This is a genomic window from Microbacterium sp. CIAB417 (genome assembly GCF_022788845.1).
Window position 1 is genome coordinate 254,401 of record NZ_JAHZUT010000003.1, and the last position, 17,503, is coordinate 271,903.

Annotated in this window: 12 protein-coding genes and 1 pseudogene; 6 read left to right on the plus strand and 7 right to left on the minus strand. The window is 71.2% G+C overall.

Annotated features, from left to right (window positions below):
• Nucleotides 1-17: 17 nt before the first annotated feature.
• Nucleotides 18-1,427, minus strand: coding sequence for an aminopeptidase P family protein (locus tag KYX17_RS13525; protein WP_243227510.1), 1,410 nt, complete (start codon nt 1,425-1,427; stop codon nt 18-20).
• A 33-nt stretch (nt 1,428-1,460) separates the two neighbouring features.
• Nucleotides 1,461-2,471 (minus strand): endonuclease/exonuclease/phosphatase family protein, encoded by a 1,011-nt coding sequence (locus KYX17_RS13530; RefSeq protein WP_243227511.1) that lies wholly within the window; start codon nt 2,469-2,471, stop codon nt 1,461-1,463.
• Between the two features lie 77 nt (nt 2,472-2,548).
• On the opposite strand from KYX17_RS13530, the gene KYX17_RS13535 reads away from it, so the two are divergent.
• The gene (locus KYX17_RS13535) at nt 2,549-3,418 is read left to right on the plus strand and encodes a PHP domain-containing protein (protein WP_243227512.1); all 870 of its coding nucleotides are present in this window, start codon (nt 2,549-2,551) and stop codon (nt 3,416-3,418) included.
• Nucleotides 3,419-3,442: 24 nt separating this feature from the next.
• Here KYX17_RS13535 and KYX17_RS13540 read toward each other — a convergent pair whose 3' ends face one another.
• On the minus strand, nt 3,443-4,882 hold the full coding sequence (locus KYX17_RS13540) for a DEAD/DEAH box helicase (protein ID WP_243227513.1): 1,440 nt from the start codon (nt 4,880-4,882) through the stop codon (nt 3,443-3,445).
• 175 nt (nt 4,883-5,057) lie between these two features.
• Here KYX17_RS13540 and KYX17_RS13545 point away from each other — a divergent pair, with 175 nt between their 5' ends.
• Nucleotides 5,058-5,774, plus strand: a complete 717-nt coding sequence (locus KYX17_RS13545) for a ferritin-like fold-containing protein (RefSeq protein WP_243227514.1) — start codon at nt 5,058-5,060, stop codon at nt 5,772-5,774.
• An 18-nt stretch (nt 5,775-5,792) separates the two neighbouring features.
• Here the strand turns inward: KYX17_RS13545 and KYX17_RS13550 are convergent.
• The 3 genes and pseudogenes from KYX17_RS13550 to KYX17_RS13560 form a co-directional block, all read right to left on the minus strand.
• Nucleotides 5,793-6,155, minus strand: a pseudogene (locus tag KYX17_RS13550) (RidA family protein).
• A 52-nt stretch (nt 6,156-6,207) separates the two neighbouring features.
• Nucleotides 6,208-6,498: a hypothetical protein gene (locus tag KYX17_RS13555; RefSeq protein WP_243227515.1), complete on the minus strand. Its 291-nt coding sequence runs from the start codon at nt 6,496-6,498 to the stop codon at nt 6,208-6,210.
• Between the two features lie 3 nt (nt 6,499-6,501).
• Nucleotides 6,502-6,726: a DUF3107 domain-containing protein gene (locus tag KYX17_RS13560; protein WP_137417388.1), complete on the minus strand. Its 225-nt coding sequence runs from the start codon at nt 6,724-6,726 to the stop codon at nt 6,502-6,504.
• A gap of 149 nt (nt 6,727-6,875) precedes the next feature.
• Here KYX17_RS13560 and KYX17_RS13565 point away from each other — a divergent pair, with 149 nt between their 5' ends.
• Both KYX17_RS13565 and KYX17_RS13570 read left to right on the plus strand, forming a co-directional pair.
• Nucleotides 6,876-10,007: an ATP-dependent DNA helicase gene (locus tag KYX17_RS13565; protein ID WP_243227516.1), complete on the plus strand. Its 3,132-nt coding sequence runs from the start codon at nt 6,876-6,878 to the stop codon at nt 10,005-10,007.
• Complete coding sequence (locus KYX17_RS13570; protein WP_243227517.1) at nt 10,004-13,270, plus strand: ATP-dependent DNA helicase; 3,267 nt, start codon at nt 10,004-10,006, stop codon at nt 13,268-13,270. The genes KYX17_RS13565 and KYX17_RS13570 overlap by 4 nt, the downstream gene beginning before the upstream one ends.
• An 18-nt stretch (nt 13,271-13,288) precedes the next feature.
• On the opposite strand, the gene KYX17_RS13575 is transcribed toward KYX17_RS13570, so the two are convergent.
• Nucleotides 13,289-14,539 carry a phosphotransferase gene (locus KYX17_RS13575; protein WP_243227518.1) on the minus strand — a complete coding sequence of 417 codons (1,251 nt, stop codon included), beginning with the start codon at nt 14,537-14,539 and terminating at the stop codon, nt 13,289-13,291.
• Between the two features lie 63 nt (nt 14,540-14,602).
• Here KYX17_RS13575 and nudC point away from each other — a divergent pair, with 63 nt between their 5' ends.
• Nucleotides 14,603-15,493 carry an NAD(+) diphosphatase gene (nudC, locus tag KYX17_RS13580; RefSeq protein WP_243227519.1) on the plus strand — a complete coding sequence of 297 codons (891 nt, stop codon included), beginning with the start codon at nt 14,603-14,605 and terminating at the stop codon, nt 15,491-15,493.
• Nucleotides 15,490-17,250 (plus strand): ATP-dependent helicase, encoded by a 1,761-nt coding sequence (locus KYX17_RS13585; RefSeq protein ID WP_243227520.1) that lies wholly within the window; start codon nt 15,490-15,492, stop codon nt 17,248-17,250. The genes nudC and KYX17_RS13585 overlap by 4 nt, the downstream gene beginning before the upstream one ends.
• Nucleotides 17,251-17,503 lie beyond the last annotated feature (253 nt).

The following is a 17,503-nucleotide window of genomic DNA, read 5'->3' on the forward strand; positions in this document are numbered from 1 at the left end:
GGCCCGACCGCCCTCCGTCAGCTCGACAGGCGAGCGATCCACGCCTCGATCTCGTCGGCGGTGCGGGGGATTCCCGCGGACAGGTTGACGGGGCCCTCGGCGGTCATGAGGATGTCGTCCTCGATGCGCACTCCGATGCCGCGCAGTTCCTCGGGGACGGTGAGGTCGTCGGCCTGGAAATAGAGCCCGGGCTCGATCGTGAAGACCATCCCCGGTGCCAGCTCGCCCTCGTAGTACATGTCACGTCGCGCCTGTGCGCAGTCGTGCACGTCGAGGCCCAGGTGGTGGCTCGTGCCGTGCACCATGTATCGCCGGTGCTGACCGCCGTGATCGGCGTCCAGCGCCTCCTGGGCCGTGACCGGGATGAGGCCCCACTCCGCAACACGGGCGGCGATGACCGACATGGCCGCCTCGTGGATCTCACGGAACTTCACGCCGGGGCGAGCAGCGGCGAACGCGACGTCGGCGGCCTCGCGCACCGTCTCGTACACGCGGCGCTGCACCTCGGTGAAGCGCCCGTTCACCGGCAGCGTGCGGGTGATGTCGGCGGTGTAGAGACTGTCCACCTCGACACCGGCGTCGATCAGGATGAGATCCCCCGGCAGAACGCGGCCGTCGTTGCGGGTCCAATGCAGGTAGCAGGCGTGTGCCCCGGAAGCGGCGATCGTGTCGTAGCCCTCCCAGTTGCCGTCACTGCGAGCCCGCTGGTGGAAGACACCCTCCACGACGCGTTCGCCGCGAGGGTGGGTGACGATGCGGGGAAGCTCTCGGACGATGTCGTCGAAGCCGGCGCCGGTGACGTCCACCGCCAGCTGCAACTGGGCGATCTCGTGTTCGTCTTTGATGAGGCGCAGCTCCGACACGATCCGGCTGAGCTCGGCGTCCTCGTCGACCACGCGGTCAGCGTCGCTCACGGTGAAGGCATCGAGATGAGCCGTCGCGATCGCGAGATCCGCCGCGACCTGCGCCAGCGAGGGGCGCGGGCCGATCCAGAACTCGCCCACACTCGCATCGGCGTAGAACTCGCTCGTGGTGCGGTCGGCGCGCTCGCGGAAATAGAGCATCACGTCGTGGCCCTCCTCGCCACGGGGCTCGAAGACGAGCACGGAACCCGGTTCGCTGTCCGCGCCCCATCCAGTCAGGTGGGCGAACGCGGAATGCGCGCGGAACGGGTAGTCGGTGTCGTTGCTGCGCTGCTTCAGCTCGCCCGCCGGGATCACGAGGCGCGAGCCCGGGAACAGTGCGGAGAGTGCGACGCGGCGTGCGGCGGCGTAGGCCGCTTCGATGCGCGGCGGAGCGATCGTCTCCGCGCGCTCGGCCCATCCAGTCGAGATCGTCGACAGGAATCCCTGGGGGAAGGGCTGCTTGCGGTTCGAGACGACCGGCTCTTCAGCGGTCGAGGGTGAGGTGTCCGTGGATTCCGACATGGCTCCAGTCTCCCACCCTCCTCGGCGGCTCGCTCAGCCGGTGCGCTCGTACTGCACGACGAGCGGCCGATGGTCGCTGCCGGCGTCGTCCATCCCGCTCAGCACGACAGAGCCGGTGGGGGTCCACTGGGGTGTGGCGAGCACGTGGTCGATCGGCGCGCCCGCCAGGGCGGGGAGGTCGGTGGGCCAGGTGCCGACCGAGCCGTTGCCCGTCTGCGATGCCGCATCCCGGCAGGCGCCGAGCGTTCCGCCGTCGGTTCCGAGCCCGGCCATGTGATCGAGGGTCGCGTTGAAGTCGCCCGCCATGATGACGTCCCCGCCCGCGCACTGGTCGGCGAGCCACTGCAGGTCGTGGCGCCACTGCTCCATCTGATCCTCGCGAGGCGCGACCGCGTGGGCGGCGACGACGGTGGGGCCGTTGCCGTCTGTCGGCATCGCGACGGCGCTGGGGACGGTGCTCGTGCCCTCCTGCGAGGAGGCGATGACGGAGTAGGTGCCGAGCGACGGGCTGATGAGCAGCGTCGTCGAATCCGCCGCCCACCCGTCGGTGCCGTACTCGGTGTGGTGCGCCCACATGGGGCTGCCGAGATCCCGCATCGCGACCGCCACTTCGGCGCCCGTTTCGATCGTGGTCTCGGGAAGGCTCACGATGTCCGCGCCCATGGCGATGGCGGTCTGCGCGATCGTCTGCGGCGAGGTGGCATCGCCGGCGGTGTTCCAGGTCATGACCCGGATGCTGTTCTCGGTCTTCGCGGGCAGCGCCATCGTGCCCGTGCCGCGCGAGACGATGATCGTCGCGTTGGCGCCGACGGCGAGCACCGCGACCAGAGCGACGGGGAGCACGACGCGACGCACCGGACGAGCGGTCGACAGTAGCAGCGCGACGACGGCGAGTGCCGCGAACGCCAGCGCGACGAGAGATCGGAACGACACGATCTGGGTGAGCGGAAAGGTCCGCGAGAGGCGGAAGAACTCCGGCCAGGTGAGCACGGCCGCCGCGATCGCGCAGAGCAGGCTCAGCAGGATTCCCAGCAGACGTGACACCCTCCGAGCCTAGGCAGCCGACCTGAGCGTCGGCCGCACGCAGCAGGGCGCACCAGCGCGCGCGGTACGCTCGGGGGATGAGTGCAGACGGCCGCGTATCGACGCCCGCCGACCTGCATCTGCACTCCACCCGCTCGGACGGCACGGAGTCGCCCGCCGAGGTCATGCGCCAGGCGCGCGCGGCGGGGCTGGCCACGGTGTCGCTCACCGACCACGACACGACGGCGGGGTGGGCCGAGGCGGCCGACGAAGCCGTGCGATTGGGTATGACGTTCCTGCCGGGGATGGAGATGAGCGCACGGCAGGGATGGCGCAGCGTCCACGTCCTCGCGTACCTGTTCGACCCCACCCACACGGCGTTGACGGCGGAGCTCGCCCGCATCCGGGACGACCGCATCGGCCGTGCGGAACGGATCGTGGCGAGCCTCGCGCGCGATTACGACCTCACCTGGGCGGACGTGCTCGCCCAGACCGGCGCCGGTGCCACCGTGGGGCGCCCGCACATCGCGGATGCACTCGTCGCGCGCGGCATCGTCGTCGATCGCGGTGCCGCGTTCGACGGCGTGCTGCACCCGCGCGCGGGCTACTACGAGCCGCACTACGCGCCCGACCCGCTCACCGCCGTCGAGCTTGTGGTGGCCGCGGGCGGTGTGCCGATCATCGCTCACCCGACGCCGCACGGTCGCGACCGGATGCTGCCGATGCCCGTGATCGACGAGCTCATCGCGCACGGGCTGGGCGGCTTCGAGATCGAGCACCGCGAGAACACCTCCGACGGCAAGGCGGTGCTGCGCCGCGTCGCGAAAGAGAACGGGCTCATCGTCACCGGTTCCAGCGACTACCACGGCGCGGGCAAACCCAATCGACCGGGCGAGAACACCACGTCGGCCGAGATGCTCGCGCGGATCATCGCCCGCGCAAGCGGCAGCGCGCCGATCCACCCCTGAGGGGGACCGGCGCGCTGCGAAGCGTCAGGCGGACGGGGCCGATGCGTCGGGGCGGGGGCCGCGGCGACGCCGGCGACGCCGTGCGGCCGGCTTTCCGTCGTGGTGCTCGGCACCGCCACCATCGTGCGTGCCGCCGCCGTCCGTGCGGGGAGCCTCGGAGCCGGATGCGGCGGACGCATCGGAGTTCGCGCCCGTGCGCCGGCGACGGCGCGTGCGGGGAGCCGCGTCTGCGGCGGGCGCGTCGCCCGACACGGTCGTGACGCTCGCGGTGGCGGGAGCCTTGCGCAGACGTCCCTTCGTGCCCTCGGGGATGTCGAGATCGGTGAACAGGTGCGGGCTCGACGAGTAGGTCTCGACGGGCTCGGGCTGTCCGAACTCGAGTGCGCGGTTGATGAGGGCCCACTTGTGCAGGTCCTCCCAGTCCACGAAGGTCACCGCGATGCCGGTACGGCCGGCACGCCCGGTGCGGCCGGCGCGGTGCAGGTAGGTCTTCTCATCGTCCGGGATGGTGTGGTTGATCACGTGGGTGACGTCGTCGACGTCGATGCCGCGCGCGGCCACATCCGTCGCGATGAGGACGTCCTTCTTGCCCGCCTTGAACGCCGCCATCGACCGCTCGCGCGATTCCTGGCTCATGTCGCCGTGCACAGCGCCGGCGTTGAAGCCACGGTCGTTGAGCTCGTCCACCAGTCGCTGCGCCGCGCGCTTCGTGCGCGTGAACACGACGGTCTTGCCGCGGCCTTCGGCCTGCAGGATGCGGGCGATGATCTCGTCTTTATCCAGGCTGTGCGCGCGGTAGACCAGGTGGCGGATGTTCGCCTGCGTCAGTCCCTCATCGGGGTCGTTGGCCCGAATGTGGATGGGGTTGGACATGAAGCGTCGCGCGAGCGCGACGATCGGCCCGGGCATGGTCGCCGAGAACAGCTGGGTGTGCCGCACGGCGGGAACCTTGGAGAAGATCTTGTCGATGTCGGGCAGGAAGCCGAGATCGAGCATCTTGTCGGCCTCGTCCAGGACGACCTCTGTCGCGTGGGAGAGATCGAGCAGACGCTGGTTCGCGAGGTCGATGAGCCGACCCGGCGTGCCGACGACGATCTGTGCGCCGGCCTTGAGCTGGTCGATCTGGCCCTCGTAGGCCTTGCCGCCGTAGATGGCGACGACGCTGGTGCTGCGGCCGGAGGTCAGCAGGTCCATGTCCTCGTAGACCTGCACCGCGAGCTCGCGGGTGGGAACCACGATGAGAGCCTTCACGCCGGGCTCCGGCGAGGCGCCGAGGCGCTGCACGACGGGGATGCCGAAGCCGAAGGTCTTGCCGGTGCCGGTCTTGGCCTGGCCGATGATGTCCTGCCCGGGCAGGGAGAGCGGAATGGTCTGCTCCTGGATGGGGAACGCGTCGGTGATGCCGCGAGCGGCGAGAACGTCGACGATGTCCTGGTCGACGCCGAGCTCGGCGAAAGTCGTCACAATATGCACCTGTCTGGTTGTGGGCGCGGAAGGCGCCGCCGGATGTCCGCGCCGTTGTCAGCCCCAGGCGCGCAGGTCCCGATCCGATGCCGGGACCCCACCAGGATACCGGAGCGCGGCCTCGGCTCCGCCTGGCGCTCCGGCGCGCGGGCGAGGAACCTTCTAGGCTGGTCGTGTGTGGGAATGGTTCCGACGTCGTTCGAGGCCCGCGGGCCGCACGCTGCGCCTGCGCTCGCGCGGGGAGTATGACGGCATCACGCGCGTCGACTTCGCCGAGCTCGCCCCCGACACCGACACCTTCCTCGGGCAGGCCGCCTATCTCCAGCTCGGTTTCTTCGAGACCCTCTCCGAACTCATCGCGCTGACTCCCGAACTCGCTCGCAAGGAGGCGATCTCGCGTGCTGCGGGCGCGGCGCTGCGCAAGCACGAGGAGCTCGTCGCCGTCATCCGTGATCGTGACGAGGATCCGACGGCCCTGATGCTGCCCTTCCGCGAGCCGCTCGACGCGTTCCGCGCCGAGGTGCACGGCGTGCGCTGGCCGGAGACGATGCTCTCGGTTCATCTGACCGCGGGCATGCTCGACGACTTCTACCTCGCGCTCTCGGCGAGCTACGGCGAAACGGGGCTCCGCGTCGCCCGCGCGCTGGAGGCGGACGATGCTCGCAGTGCGCTCGTCGACATCCTGCTCGAGACCCTCGGCGAGAGCGAGGAGTGGCCGTCGCTGCTCGCACTGTGGGGACGCCGTCTCGTCGGCGACACTCTGCTGATCGCGCGCGCAGCGCTCAAAGGCACCGAGAACACGACGGCGATCCAGGAGACGGTCGAGCCGGTGTTCACCGAGCTGATGGCGGCGCACGCGCGCCGTATGGAGTCGCTGGGCCTGTCCTCCTGACCGGCGACGCGGCCGGCCTCAGTCCGTGACGGCGGCGACCGCCTCGATCTCGACGAGCTGACCGTCGTAGCCGAGAACCGTCACGCCCATCAGGGTGCTCGGCGCATCGTGATCACCGAACGCGTCCCGGACGACCTACCACGCCGTGACGAGGTCGCTCTGGCGTGTCGAGGCGACCAGCACGCGGGTGCTGACGACGTCGTGCAGTCCTGCGCCGGCGGCCGCGAGGGCCTCGGTGAGCGTCTGGACGCATCGAGACGCCTGACCGGCGTAGTCGCCGACCGCGACGGTGGAACCGTCGTCGGCGAGAGGGCACGCTCCCGCCAGGAAGATGAAGCGGGTGCCGGCGGGCGCGGTGGCGGCGTCGGCGTGCTCGGCCACATCGCTCTACTGCTGCGCGCGGATGAGGCGCACGGCGGAAGCGCTCATCGGTTCAGCCGATGTGCAGGCGCTGACGCTCGCGGGCGTCGTGCGCCGAGCGGACGCGCTCCAGCACCACGAGAACGGGCACGACGACGACGGGTGCGGCCACCAGCATCGCCAGCCACAGCCAGGGCTCCGCCGTCGTGACCCCGGCCCAGGTCAGCGCGAGCCACACGGCCCCGCCGACGAACGCGCCGATCATCGGTGCGAGAGCGACGCCGCGCAGCTCACGACCGCGGAGGGCGAAGTGGGCCGCGATACCCACGGCCGCGCCGTAGATCAGCGCGAGCAGGATCTCCATCGCTCAGGCGACGAAGCCGACCCGACGGGCCTCTTCGGTGCCGAGCTCGACATAGGCCAGGCTCGCGGCGGGGACGATGTAGGAGTTGCCTTTGGTGTCGGCGAACGACACGAACGGAGCTCCCGAGCCGAGCGCGTCGGCGAGCGACTTCTTCACGTCGTCGGCGGCCTGGTCGGTCTCGAAGTTGAGCTCGCGGCCGGTGTTCGCGATGCCGATGCGGATCTCCACAGATGTCGCCTCTCTCGTCTGTCTTCGGGGACGTTCCGACTCTACGGCACCGCAGAATGCCGACGCCCGGCGGGGCCGGTGCCCGTGCACGCTGTGGGCGAACGCGTCGCACCGGGCCGGTGTCGCCGGGGCGCGTTAGCGTTTTGCCGATGCCTCTTCTCTCCGCTTCCGCGACCGCCGCGGCCGACGCCGAGCCGGTGTTCGAGGCGCCCGATTGGGACGCCTCGCAGCGAGCGGTGTTGGATGCGGACCCGGACCAGTCGCTGGTGGTCGTCGGTGCGCCGGGGTCGGGCAAGACCACCCTGCTGATCGCTCGCGCGGCGCAGCTCACGGCTCGGGGGCTCGACCCGGACGAGGTGCTGGTGCTCACGTCGACGCGCCAGAGTGCGACCGCGCTGCGCGACCGCCTCTCGCTGGCGATGACGGGTGCCCGATCGGGCGCGCCCGCGCGGTCGGTGGCGTCTCTCGCGTTCGAGATCGTGCGCGCGCACGAGGTGCTCCGCCAGCGACCGGCTCCGCGTCTTCTGACGGGAGCGGACGACGATCAGATCGTGCACGACCTGCTGCGCGGCGACGAGCTCGACGAGCAGGACGGCGTCGCATCGCGCTGGCCGGAGGGTTTCGGCGCCGCGGTGCGCTCGTCGCGCGCCTTTCGCAGCGAGCTGCGGGCCTTCCTCGCCGAGTGCACGACATGGGGTATCGACGCGGCTGAGCTCGCCGCGTTGTCCGCATCCGAGGGCATACCGGTCTGGGCCGCGCTCAGCTCGTTCCTCGTCGAGTACGACGATGCTCGCGGTCATCTGCGTGCCTCGCACCGTGACGCGGCGGGGCTGGTCGCCGAGGCCGTGGCGCTGCTGGGTCGGCTCGATGCGACAGACCCGGCGCTCGCGGTGGTGCGGCGCCTGCGAGCCGTGCTGGTCGACGACGCGCAGGAGCTCACCCCGGGGGCTGTCGCCCTGCTGGAGGCTCTGCGCGAGCGGGGGATCGCGGTCACGGCCTTCGGTGATCCCGACATCGGCTCGGGCGCGTTCCGCGGCGCTCGTCCCGAGCACTTCTCGCGTCTGGCCGCATCCCTCGGACGCACGGCGGTGCTCGAGCGGGCTCATCGCGGAACCGTGCTGCAGACGGATGCCGTGCGGCGGGTCACGAGCAGGATCGGCGCCGCGGGGGTCGTCGCCCACCGGCGGGCGCCTGAGGGCGCGCCCGCGGACGACAGTCTGCGCGTCTATCTCGCACGCTCTGCTCCCGAGGAGCACGATCTCATCGCGCGTGTGCTGCGCGAACGGCACCTGCGTGACGGGGTGGCGTGGGCGGACTGCGCCGTGATCGCACACGATTCGCGGCAGGTCGCCGCCCTGGAGGCGGAGCTCGGCGCGCGGGAGGTGCCTGCCCGCGCGCCGGGTCTCGTCGAACCGTTGGGAACGCGGGGGAGTGTGAGGCGCCTGCTCACGGTCGTTCGCGCGGCGGCGGAGGAGATCGACCCGGCCGAGACCCTGTTGGCCGCGGGATTCGACCCCGTCGACCTGCGCAGGCTCCGTGCGGCGCTTCGTCGCGCCGAGGTGCTGGTTGCGGGTGCGAGACCTGCCGCGCAGCTGCTCGGCGAGGCGCTGCACCATCCCGCGCGCCTGGAAGCGCTCGGGACGCGCGAGGGGTCACGCGCCGCGACCATCGCCGCGACGCTCGCTCAGCTGCGAGACGAGCTCCGCCGCGGTGCCACCGCGCACGAGCTGCTGTGGACCGCCTGGTCGCGCAGTGGACTCGAGGCCGCCTGGTCGACGCTCGCGCGCGGATCGGGTCCGCTCGCCGAGCAGGCCGACCGTGACCTGGATGCGGTCGTGGCACTCTTCCAAGCCGCCAAACGCTTCGGCGAGCGTGCCGAGGAGGGGGGTCCCCGCGACCCGATGGTCTTCGTGCGCGGTGTCCTCGACAGCGACGTGGCGGAGGACCTCTTCGCCCCGCCGAGCCGCCGGGAGCGGGTGCAGGTGCTCACACCGGCGGCGGCGTTGGGCACCGAGTTCGACACCGTCGTGATCGCCGGGATGCAGGAGGGCGTCTGGCCCAACACGCGTCTGCGCGGCACCCTGCTGCAGGCGTGGCGGCTCGCGGAGGCGCGTATGGGCGCGGCGGCCGCGAGTACGCGCGATCGGCGGCGAGAGGTGCTGCACGACGAGTTGCGTCTGTTCGCCCGGGCGCTGTCCCGCGCACGCAGTCGCGTGGTGGTGACCGCGGTCTCGGACGACGCATCGGTGCCGAGCCCTCTCCTGGAACTGCTGCCCGACGCCCAGCCGGCGCCTACCCGTCATCCACTCTCCCTGCGCGGACTCGTCGCCGCGCATCGACGCACGCTCACCACGGCGACCGCTCCGGCGGTCCGCTCGCACGCCGCCGGGCAACTCGTCCTGTTGGCCGACGCCCGGGTCGCCGGCGCTGCGCCTGCGCAGTGGTACGGCATGGCTGCGGCAACCTCCCAGGCGCCGCTGCACGACGCCTCCGAGACGTCCGTGCGACTCTCGCCCTCTCGGCTCGAGGCGCTGGAGACGTGTCAACTCGACTGGGTCATCGCGGATCTCGGCGGAGCGCGCACCCAGACGACCGCCGGCCTCGGAACGCTCCTGCACCACGCGATGGAGACCGCGGGACCGGACGAGGACTCTCTCTGGCGGGCGGTCGAAGAGCGCTGGGACGAACTGGAGTTCGATGCGCCGTGGCGCGAGCGCGTCGAACGCGACCGCGCGCGCGACCTCGTGCGGCGGCTCTCGGCCTACCTCCGGGACTTCGAGGCCCGCGGCGGGACGCTCCTCGGAGCGGAGTCGCGGTTCGAGGTGCCGCTGCCCCACCCGGCAGGCGACGACGCGCAGCCCATGATGCTGTCGGGAACCATCGACCGCGTCGAGCTCCTGCCCGACGGCCGTGTGGAGATCGTGGACCTCAAGACCGGGCGCTCCGTGCCGAGCACGGACGAGAAGGTGGCCGACAATGCGCAGTTGGCGGCCTACCAGCTCGCGGTGGATGCGGGCATGGTGCCCGACGCGCAAGGGCGTGACGGTGCGGGCGCCAAGCTGCTGGTGCTGCAGCCGACGTCGTCGCGGTCGATCTTCGCGACACCCACACAGCCGCCCCTCGACGACGCGGCGCGTGCTGCGTTCCTCGGCCGCCTGAACGCCGCGGCGACCGTGATGAGTGCGCGCTCCTTCGAGGCGCACTATGAGACGCACTGTCGCGATGACTTCTCGCACGGCGTGTGCCGCATCCACACCGTCGCGCCGGTGAGCGCGCCGTGACCGCGTTGATCAGTGCGGCGGCGATCGCCGCCGCACTCGGGCAGTTCCCGCCCACAGACGAACAGGCGGCCGTGATCGAGTCCGATCTCGAACCGGCGCTCGTGGTCGCGGGAGCCGGCAGCGGCAAGACCGAGACGATGGCGGGCCGCGTCGTGTGGCTCGTCGCGAACGGTCTCGTCCGCCGCGACCAGATCCTGGGGCTCACCTTCACGCGCAAAGCGGCGGGGGAGCTGGCCGAGCGCATCCAGCGCCGGCTGGCGCGTCTCGCGGAGTTCGAGCAGCGCGGCCTGCTCGGTAGTCTCGAGGATCTCCACCGCCGCGGCGAGCTCGCGGGATTCGGTGAGATCGAGCGGTCCGGCGGATCCGACGACGATCGACGAAGACTGCTGGATCGTCTCGCCGAGGAGCGGATGACCGCCGCCGCGACCGCGGAGGACGCCAACGATCTGCTCGACCGGCCCACGGTCTCGACGTACAACAGCTTCGCTGACGGCATCGTCCGCGAACACGCAGCCCGCATCGGGCGCGATGCGGAAGCCGTCGTGCTGTCCGAGTCCGCCGCCTGGCTGCTGATGCGGCGCACGGTGCTCGCCTCGGACGATCCGCAGCTCGAGACGACGGAGGAGTCCCTGCGGACCCTCGTCGATCGTGCGCTGCGCATCGCACGCGACGCCGTCGACAACCTCGTCGATCTCGATGACCTCGAGCGATTCCCCGAGACCTTCGCGCGCGTGGTCGACATCCCCTCGGAGAACGCGCGCACCACGGTCTACAAGGACGTGCTGGACGACGTCGCCGCCGTCGGCAAGCTCTCGCTCTACGCACGCCTCGCCCGCGAGTACGACCAGAACAAGCGCCGGACCGGGGTGATCGACTTCGCGGATCAGGTAGCCGGCGCTTACGAGATCGTGCGAGGCGATCCGCGACTGGTCGAAGAGCTGCGTGACCAGTACCGCGTGGTGCTGCTGGATGAGTATCAGGACACCTCGGTGGTGCAGAGCCTGCTGCTGTCGACGCTGTTCGCCGACTCGGCGGTCATGGCGGTGGGAGATCCTCACCAGGCGATCTACGGATGGCGCGGTGCGAGCGCCGGCAACCTGGCGGGTTTCGGGGCCGCGTTCTCTGCGCACGGCACGTGTGCCCGCTTCGACCTGCTCACAAGCTGGCGCAACGCACCGACCGTGCTGAACGCGGCCACCGCCGTGCTGGCGCCGCTCGCCGAACGCAGTGCGGTCGCCGTGGGCACGCTCCGCGCCAGGCCCGGCGCCGACGACGGGCGGGTCGAGATCGTGACCGAGCCCGACCTGGAGAGCGAGGCGGATGCGGTCGCGCGCTGGTTCGCCGAGGTCATCCGCGAGCGCGGTGCTGAGGGCCGCTCGACGACGGGCGCCGTGCTCTTCCGGGCCAAGAAGCACATGCCGCGATTCGCCGAGGCACTGGCACGTCACGGCATCCCGCATCGCGTTCTCGGTCTCGGCGGACTGCTGAGCACGCCCGAGATCGTCGACATCGTCAGCGCCCTGCGCGTCGTCAGCGATCCGACGCAGGGCTCCGCCCTCATCCGTCTGCTGAGCGGTCCGCGATGGGCGATCGGGCTCGCGGATATGTCCGCGCTGAACGATCTCGCCCGGCGCCAGGTGCGTGCTCAGGCCGCCGGCGAGAGCGAACCGGACCTGTTGGCGAGACTGCGTCGGAGCGCACGCAGCGAGACCGGATCGCTCATCGACGCGCTGGATCTGTTCACGAGGCTCCGCCCTGACCACGCCTGGTTCCAGACGTTCACACCGGCCGCCCGCGACCGACTGCGAGAGGCCGCGGCGGTGTTCGCCGGTCTTCGGCAGGTCGCAGCGACCCTGCCCCTGACGGAGCTGGTGCGGGCGATCGAGGTGGAGCTGCGGCTGGACGTCGAGCTCGCCGCCAACGAGAGTCGCGGACCGGCGAGGACGGCCGCCGCCCAGGTGCGCGCGTTCGTCGACGAGGTCAACGCGTTCCTCGCGGCCGACGAGCACGGATCTCTGACGAGTCTGCTGGCCTGGCTCGAGCACGCCGAGCGTAGCGACGACCTGGCCCCGCGGACCGATCCGCCGGAGTCCGACGTGGTTCAACTGCTGACCATCCACGGTTCGAAGGGGCTCGAGTGGGATGCGGTCGCTGTCGTCCGGCTCGTCGAGGGTGAACTGCCCTCCACACCGAAAGAGACGCGAGGCTGGCTCGGCGCGGGCGTGCTGCCCTACGCCTTCCGAGGGGACTCCGCCTGGCTGCCCCGGTATCCGTGGCAGGGCGCCGAGAGTCAGCAGGAGCTGCGCGATCGACGGGCCGCGTTCGTGGCGGCCCACCGGGACCGCGCGCTCGAGGAGGATCGGCGTCTCGCGTACGTGGCGGTCACGCGTGCCCGCGACCACCTGCTGCTGAGCGGATCGCCCTGGGCCGGTACGACGAGGCCGCGGGAGCTGAGCCGGTTCACGATCGAGATCGCACAGGCACTCGGACAGGACGATCCCCGCATCGATCCCGGAGAGAACCCGCTGGCGGATGCGGCGCGCACGTTGCACTGGCCACTGGACGCGCTGGGGTCTCGCCGCGCACGCGTGACAGCCGCCGCGGCGGCGGTGGAGGCGGCCCGCGAGGATCCGGGCGAGGCCGACGACGAACTCGCGCTCCTGCTCGCCGAGCGCACCGAACGCCTGCGCCCCGCCCGCGCGGGCGCGCCGGTGCGCATCCCCGCATCCGCGTACAAGGACTTCGTCACCGACTACGACGCTGCTGTCGCAGCCCTCGAGCGTCCTATGCCGGAGCGGCCCTACCGACAGACCTCGCTCGGCACGCGGTTCCACGCGTGGGTGGAGCGCCGTTCCGGTGTGAGCGCCTCCGTCTCGCTCGACGACCCGCTCTGGTCTCCCGATGTCGAGCAGAGCGGGGACGACGCGGACTTCGAGCGTCTCGTCGAGAACTTCGAGGCGAGCGAGTGGGCGGCGCTCCAGCCGATCGAGGTCGAGACGGAGATCGACTTCCGCTACATCGGCATCGACGACCGCCCCCACGTGGTGGTGTGCAAGCTGGACGCGGTCTACCGTCGGGGCGATCGCATCGAGATCGTCGACTGGAAGACGGGTCGTGCGCCGCGGTCGGAGTCCGAGCGACGTGAGCGACTGGTGCAGCTCGAGTTGTACCGTCAGGCCTATCACGCCCGGCACGGCGTTCCGATCGAGCAGATCGACGTGGCGCTCTACTATGTCGCCGACGATCTCGTCATCCGCGACTGAGTCGACGTTCGCGTCTGCTCAGCCCTCGGTCCAGCGGCGAAGCGCCTCCCGGGATGCGCGCGCGGTCTCCTCGCGACTCTCGTCGTCGTCCTCCGCCGTGTCGGCGGTGTCGTCGTGCGCCGGCTGCGGCCTGGCCGTCCACTCGGACAGGTCCACCGGCAGCGTCGGCATGCCCTCCGCGTCCGCCGAGCCCTGGCGATTCTCCTCCTCGGCGAGGTAGGCGCCCAGCTCGACCGGGTCGTACGCGTCGGTCTGCATCGATGTCTGCCCGCCTGCGGGCTCGGTCTCCGGCACCCGCCCGAGAAGCGCGATGGCGTCCTCGACGTCGGCGGAGACGCCGCGCACGAGTTCGGTGCCCGCGGTCGCCTCGGCGAGGGAGGCCAGGAGCTTGGTGGCGTCCTGGATGACGAACTCATCGCCCTGGTCGACGCCGTGCACCAGCCACTTCGCGAACTCGAGCTCGGCGAACAACCGCGCCCGGGCGATCAGGGCAGGGTCCGGCGAATGATGCGATGCTGCCGTATAGCCGTCGTGGACACCCTCGACCGATTCCGGCGCGGAGCCCAGCCATCGAAGATCCACAGCGGGATCCCCGATCGACAAGCCCTGCCAGTCCAGGAGGGCGACCACCTCGGGTGTCCCGTCGACGTCGTCGAAGACGAACGAGGACACATCGAGCCCGTCCAGGACGACGGTGGGCTCGTAACGCCACGCGGCGTCGTCGTCGATCAGGCTCAGCCAACGCTCCCGGAGCTCGGGGACGAGGCGGCCCGTGTCATCCGCGCGCTCGACGAGACGCCGTGCGTCGGTGCGCACTTGCTGCGCGGAGCGCACCGGGTACCCCTCGGCGCGGATGACGGTCACGGGGAGATCGTGCACCGCGGCGATGGCGCGCCCGACGAGCCCGGTGAATCCGGGGCCTGGCGGCAGATCGCTCGCGTCGACGCGGTAGCCGACGAGGTAATCGGTCACGATGACGTGCTCCGAGCCCATCGTGGTCTCGCCCAGCACCGTGGGTGCCTGGAAGGGGAGGAGGCTCCGCACGCCGGCGCTCAGCGAGGACAGCACGCGGGCATCGGCGCGCGCCGTGCGACCGGCCTCGTCGTCGCCCGCCACGCGCACCACGACGCGGCGACCGTCGGCGAGCTCCACCAGTGCCGCGGCCGTGCCGGTCTCGTCCGTGCTTCCCAGCCGTCCCGCGCTCACGACGACGGCCTCCGGAAGAGCCGCCGTCACCGACGCGGCTAGAGTGAGGGGTGAGCGTGGCATGCACTCAGGGTAGGCGTCCACCCCCGGCCCGAGCCGGTCGCCACGCCCGTCGAGGAGGTATCGGTGAGCGTTTCCGACACCGGTGCACAGGCTCTGTTCCCGCTCCGGCGCGCGGCGGAAGAGCGGCAGGACCCGGCGCTGGTCGACACCCTGCGCGCCGACGAGACCACCCTCGCCCTCGCTGTGGCGGGCGACCTTGTGACCATCTCCGGCAGTTCAGAGGAGCCTCGTCTTCGCCTGGTCGCCGCAGCCGGGCTGGCCGCATCCGAGTGGGCCTTCCTCGGGCGCACGGTCGACGGGCGCGGCGTCCTGGTGGCGGTGACGGAGGCCGTTGCCGAGCCGTTCGCCCGGTTGCGGGAGATTGGCGGACTGCTTCCGGAGGCGGAATCGGATGCGGCGACCACTGCTGTGGCGCTGGGCGTGTGGCTGCGCGAGCAGGGCTACTGCCCGTTCTGCGGCACACGCACCGAGCTGCGACAGGCGGGCTGGGCCCGTCACTGCCCGCACTGCGGGCGTGAGCACTTCCCGCGCACGGACCCCGCGATCATCGTCGCGGTGCATGACGCCGACGACCCGGACCGGCTGCTCCTGGGCAGCAATGCCGCGTGGCCCGCGGGCAGATACTCGTGCTTCGCCGGGTTCGCGGAGGCGGGTGAATCGCTGGAGGACGCGGTGGCCCGCGAGGTCGCGGAGGAAGCCGGGGTCGAGCTCGTCGGGGTGCGATACCGCGGGTCCCAGGCCTGGCCGTACCCGCGTTCGCTCATGCTCGGTTTCCACGCGGCGGCAAGGATCGCGGATGCGGCTCGCCCGGACGGCGACGAGATCGTCGAAGTCCGCTGGTTCACCCGCGAGGAGATCGGGGACGCGCTGGAGGGCAGGGGAGAGGTCGTGCTGCCCGGTTCGGCATCCATCTCCTGGCGTCTGATCCGTGACTGGTATGAGGAGCGCGCATGAGCGTGGACATCCTGGCCGATCTCGACGAGCAGCAGCACGCCGCGGTGATGGCGGTGCGCGGCCCGGTGCGGGTTCTGGCGGGAGCCGGCACGGGTAAGACCCGCGTCATCACACGGCGCATCGCCTACGGCGTCGACAGCGGCACGTACTCACCGGGCCGCGTGATGGCGCTGACCTTCACGGCGAAGGCGGCGGGTGAGATGCGCGGACGTCTGCGCGCGCTCGGGATCGTGGGCGTCGCCGCGCGCACGTTCCATGCTGCCGCCCTCTCCCAGCTGAACTACTTCTGGCCACAGGTGGCGGGAGCTCCGGCTCCGCGCATCGTCGACAACAAGGTGCGACTGCTCGCGCAGGCGGCCGAACAGCAGCGACTGCATCTCGACACCGCGACGCTGCGCGATGTCGCCTCGCACATCGAGCAGCGCAAGGTCGCGATGCAGCGGATCGACGAGATCGGAAGCACGCGTCCTGTCACGATCGGAACACTCGACACCGGGCAGATCCGCGATCTGCATGCCGCCTACGAGAAGCTGAAGGACGAGCGTCACCAACTGGACTTCGAGGACGTCCTGCTCGCCTGCGCCGGCATGATCGAGGCGGAGCCGCGCGTCGCCCAATCGGTGCGCGAGCAGTACCGGCACTTCACCGTGGACGAGTTCCAGGACGTCTCGCCGCTGCAGAACCGGCTGCTCGAGCTGTGGCTCGGCGAGCGACGCGACCTGTGCGTCGTCGGCGACGCGAGCCAGACGATCTACTCCTTCGCCGGGGCGCGCGCCGACTACCTCCTGGACTTCCCCCGGCACCACCCCGACGCGCGCAGCTTCACGCTCGAGCACAACTACCGCAGCGACCAGCCCGTGCTCCGTGTGGCCAACGCCCTCATGCGCGGTCGTCCGGGGGCGCTGCAGCTCGTCACCGACCGCGGCGTGGACTCTCCCGTGCCCACGGTGACCCGCTTCGACGACGACGCCCACGAGGCGGCGGGCGTGGCCGCCCGCATCCGTGCGCAGCTCGACGACGGCGTGGATCCCCGTCAGATCGCCGTGCTGTACCGAGCTCACGCCCAGTCCGCGGAACTGGTGACGGCGCTCGCGGATGCGGGCGTTCCCACCAGCGTCATGGGCGGCAAGCGCTTCTTCGACCTGCCGGAGGTGCGGCAGGCTGTCATGGCGCTGCGGGCCGCGACGGTGGCCCCGATGCAAGGGGGCTTCCGGGACACGGTGCGCGACGTGCTCCGCGGATGCGGGTACACCGACGAGCCGCCCGCCGTCGGCGGCGCCCTGCGCGATGCGTGGGAAGCGCGCGCCGCGCTGTTGGCGCTCGCCGAAGAGCAGCCCGAGGACACCACGCTGCGCGCATTCACGGATGATCTGATGGCCAGGGCGCGCGACCAGCACGAGCCCTCGCTGGCGACGGTGACTCTCGCGACGCTGCACGCGGCGAAGGGTCTCGAGTGGGACCACGTGCATCTCGTGGGGCTGTCGGAGGGTCTGCTGCCGATCTCCTACGCGCAGGGATTCGAACAGATCGATGAGGAGCGGCGGCTGGCCTACGTCGGCATCACGCGGGCCGCGCGAACACTGTCGCTCTCGTGGGCATCGCAGTCGGCGCGGCAGGCTCGGCAGCCGTCGCGCTTTCTGCAAGAGATCGGCACGCGCACGCTGGATGAACGACCGGCCAGGCCGACCGCCGGTGGGGCGAGGAAGCAGCGAACGTCATCCGGCGCCGCGCGGCCGACGGTGGCAGCTGACCGGTGAGCAGGCGCGCGGCGTAGGCGACCGCCTCTCCGATCAGTGCCGCCGCGACCGGCGGCGCGGGCTGTGACATGAGCTGCGCCGCGATGCCCGGCCACGCGGCATCCTCGTCTCGACGGTGCGCCGCATCACAGGCGAGGCAGGGCCCGTCGCCGGGGGTGATCAGCGGCCCCACGTGCACCTGGTCGCCAGCGAGGGTGATCGGCAGATGCGATCGCTCGTCGCGCAGGTGCCCGAGATAGCGACCGGGGTCGGC

What these genes read in the sequence shown, in the direction of transcription:
- KYX17_RS13525 (WP_243227510.1), bottom strand. Translation starts at nt 1,427, where the DNA reads ATGTCGGAATCCACGGACACCTCACCCTCGACCGCTGAAGAGCCGGTC.
- KYX17_RS13535 (WP_243227512.1), top strand. Translation starts at nt 2,549, where the DNA reads ATGAGTGCAGACGGCCGCGTATCGACGCCCGCCGACCTGCATCTGCAC.
- KYX17_RS13555 (WP_243227515.1), bottom strand. Translation starts at nt 6,498, where the DNA reads ATGGAGATCCTGCTCGCGCTGATCTACGGCGCGGCCGTGGGTATCGCG.
- KYX17_RS13565 (WP_243227516.1), top strand. Translation starts at nt 6,876, where the DNA reads ATGCCTCTTCTCTCCGCTTCCGCGACCGCCGCGGCCGACGCCGAGCCG.
- KYX17_RS13575 (WP_243227518.1), bottom strand. Translation starts at nt 14,539, where the DNA reads ATGCCACGCTCACCCCTCACTCTAGCCGCGTCGGTGACGGCGGCTCTT.
- KYX17_RS13585 (WP_243227520.1), top strand. Translation starts at nt 15,490, where the DNA reads ATGAGCGTGGACATCCTGGCCGATCTCGACGAGCAGCAGCACGCCGCG.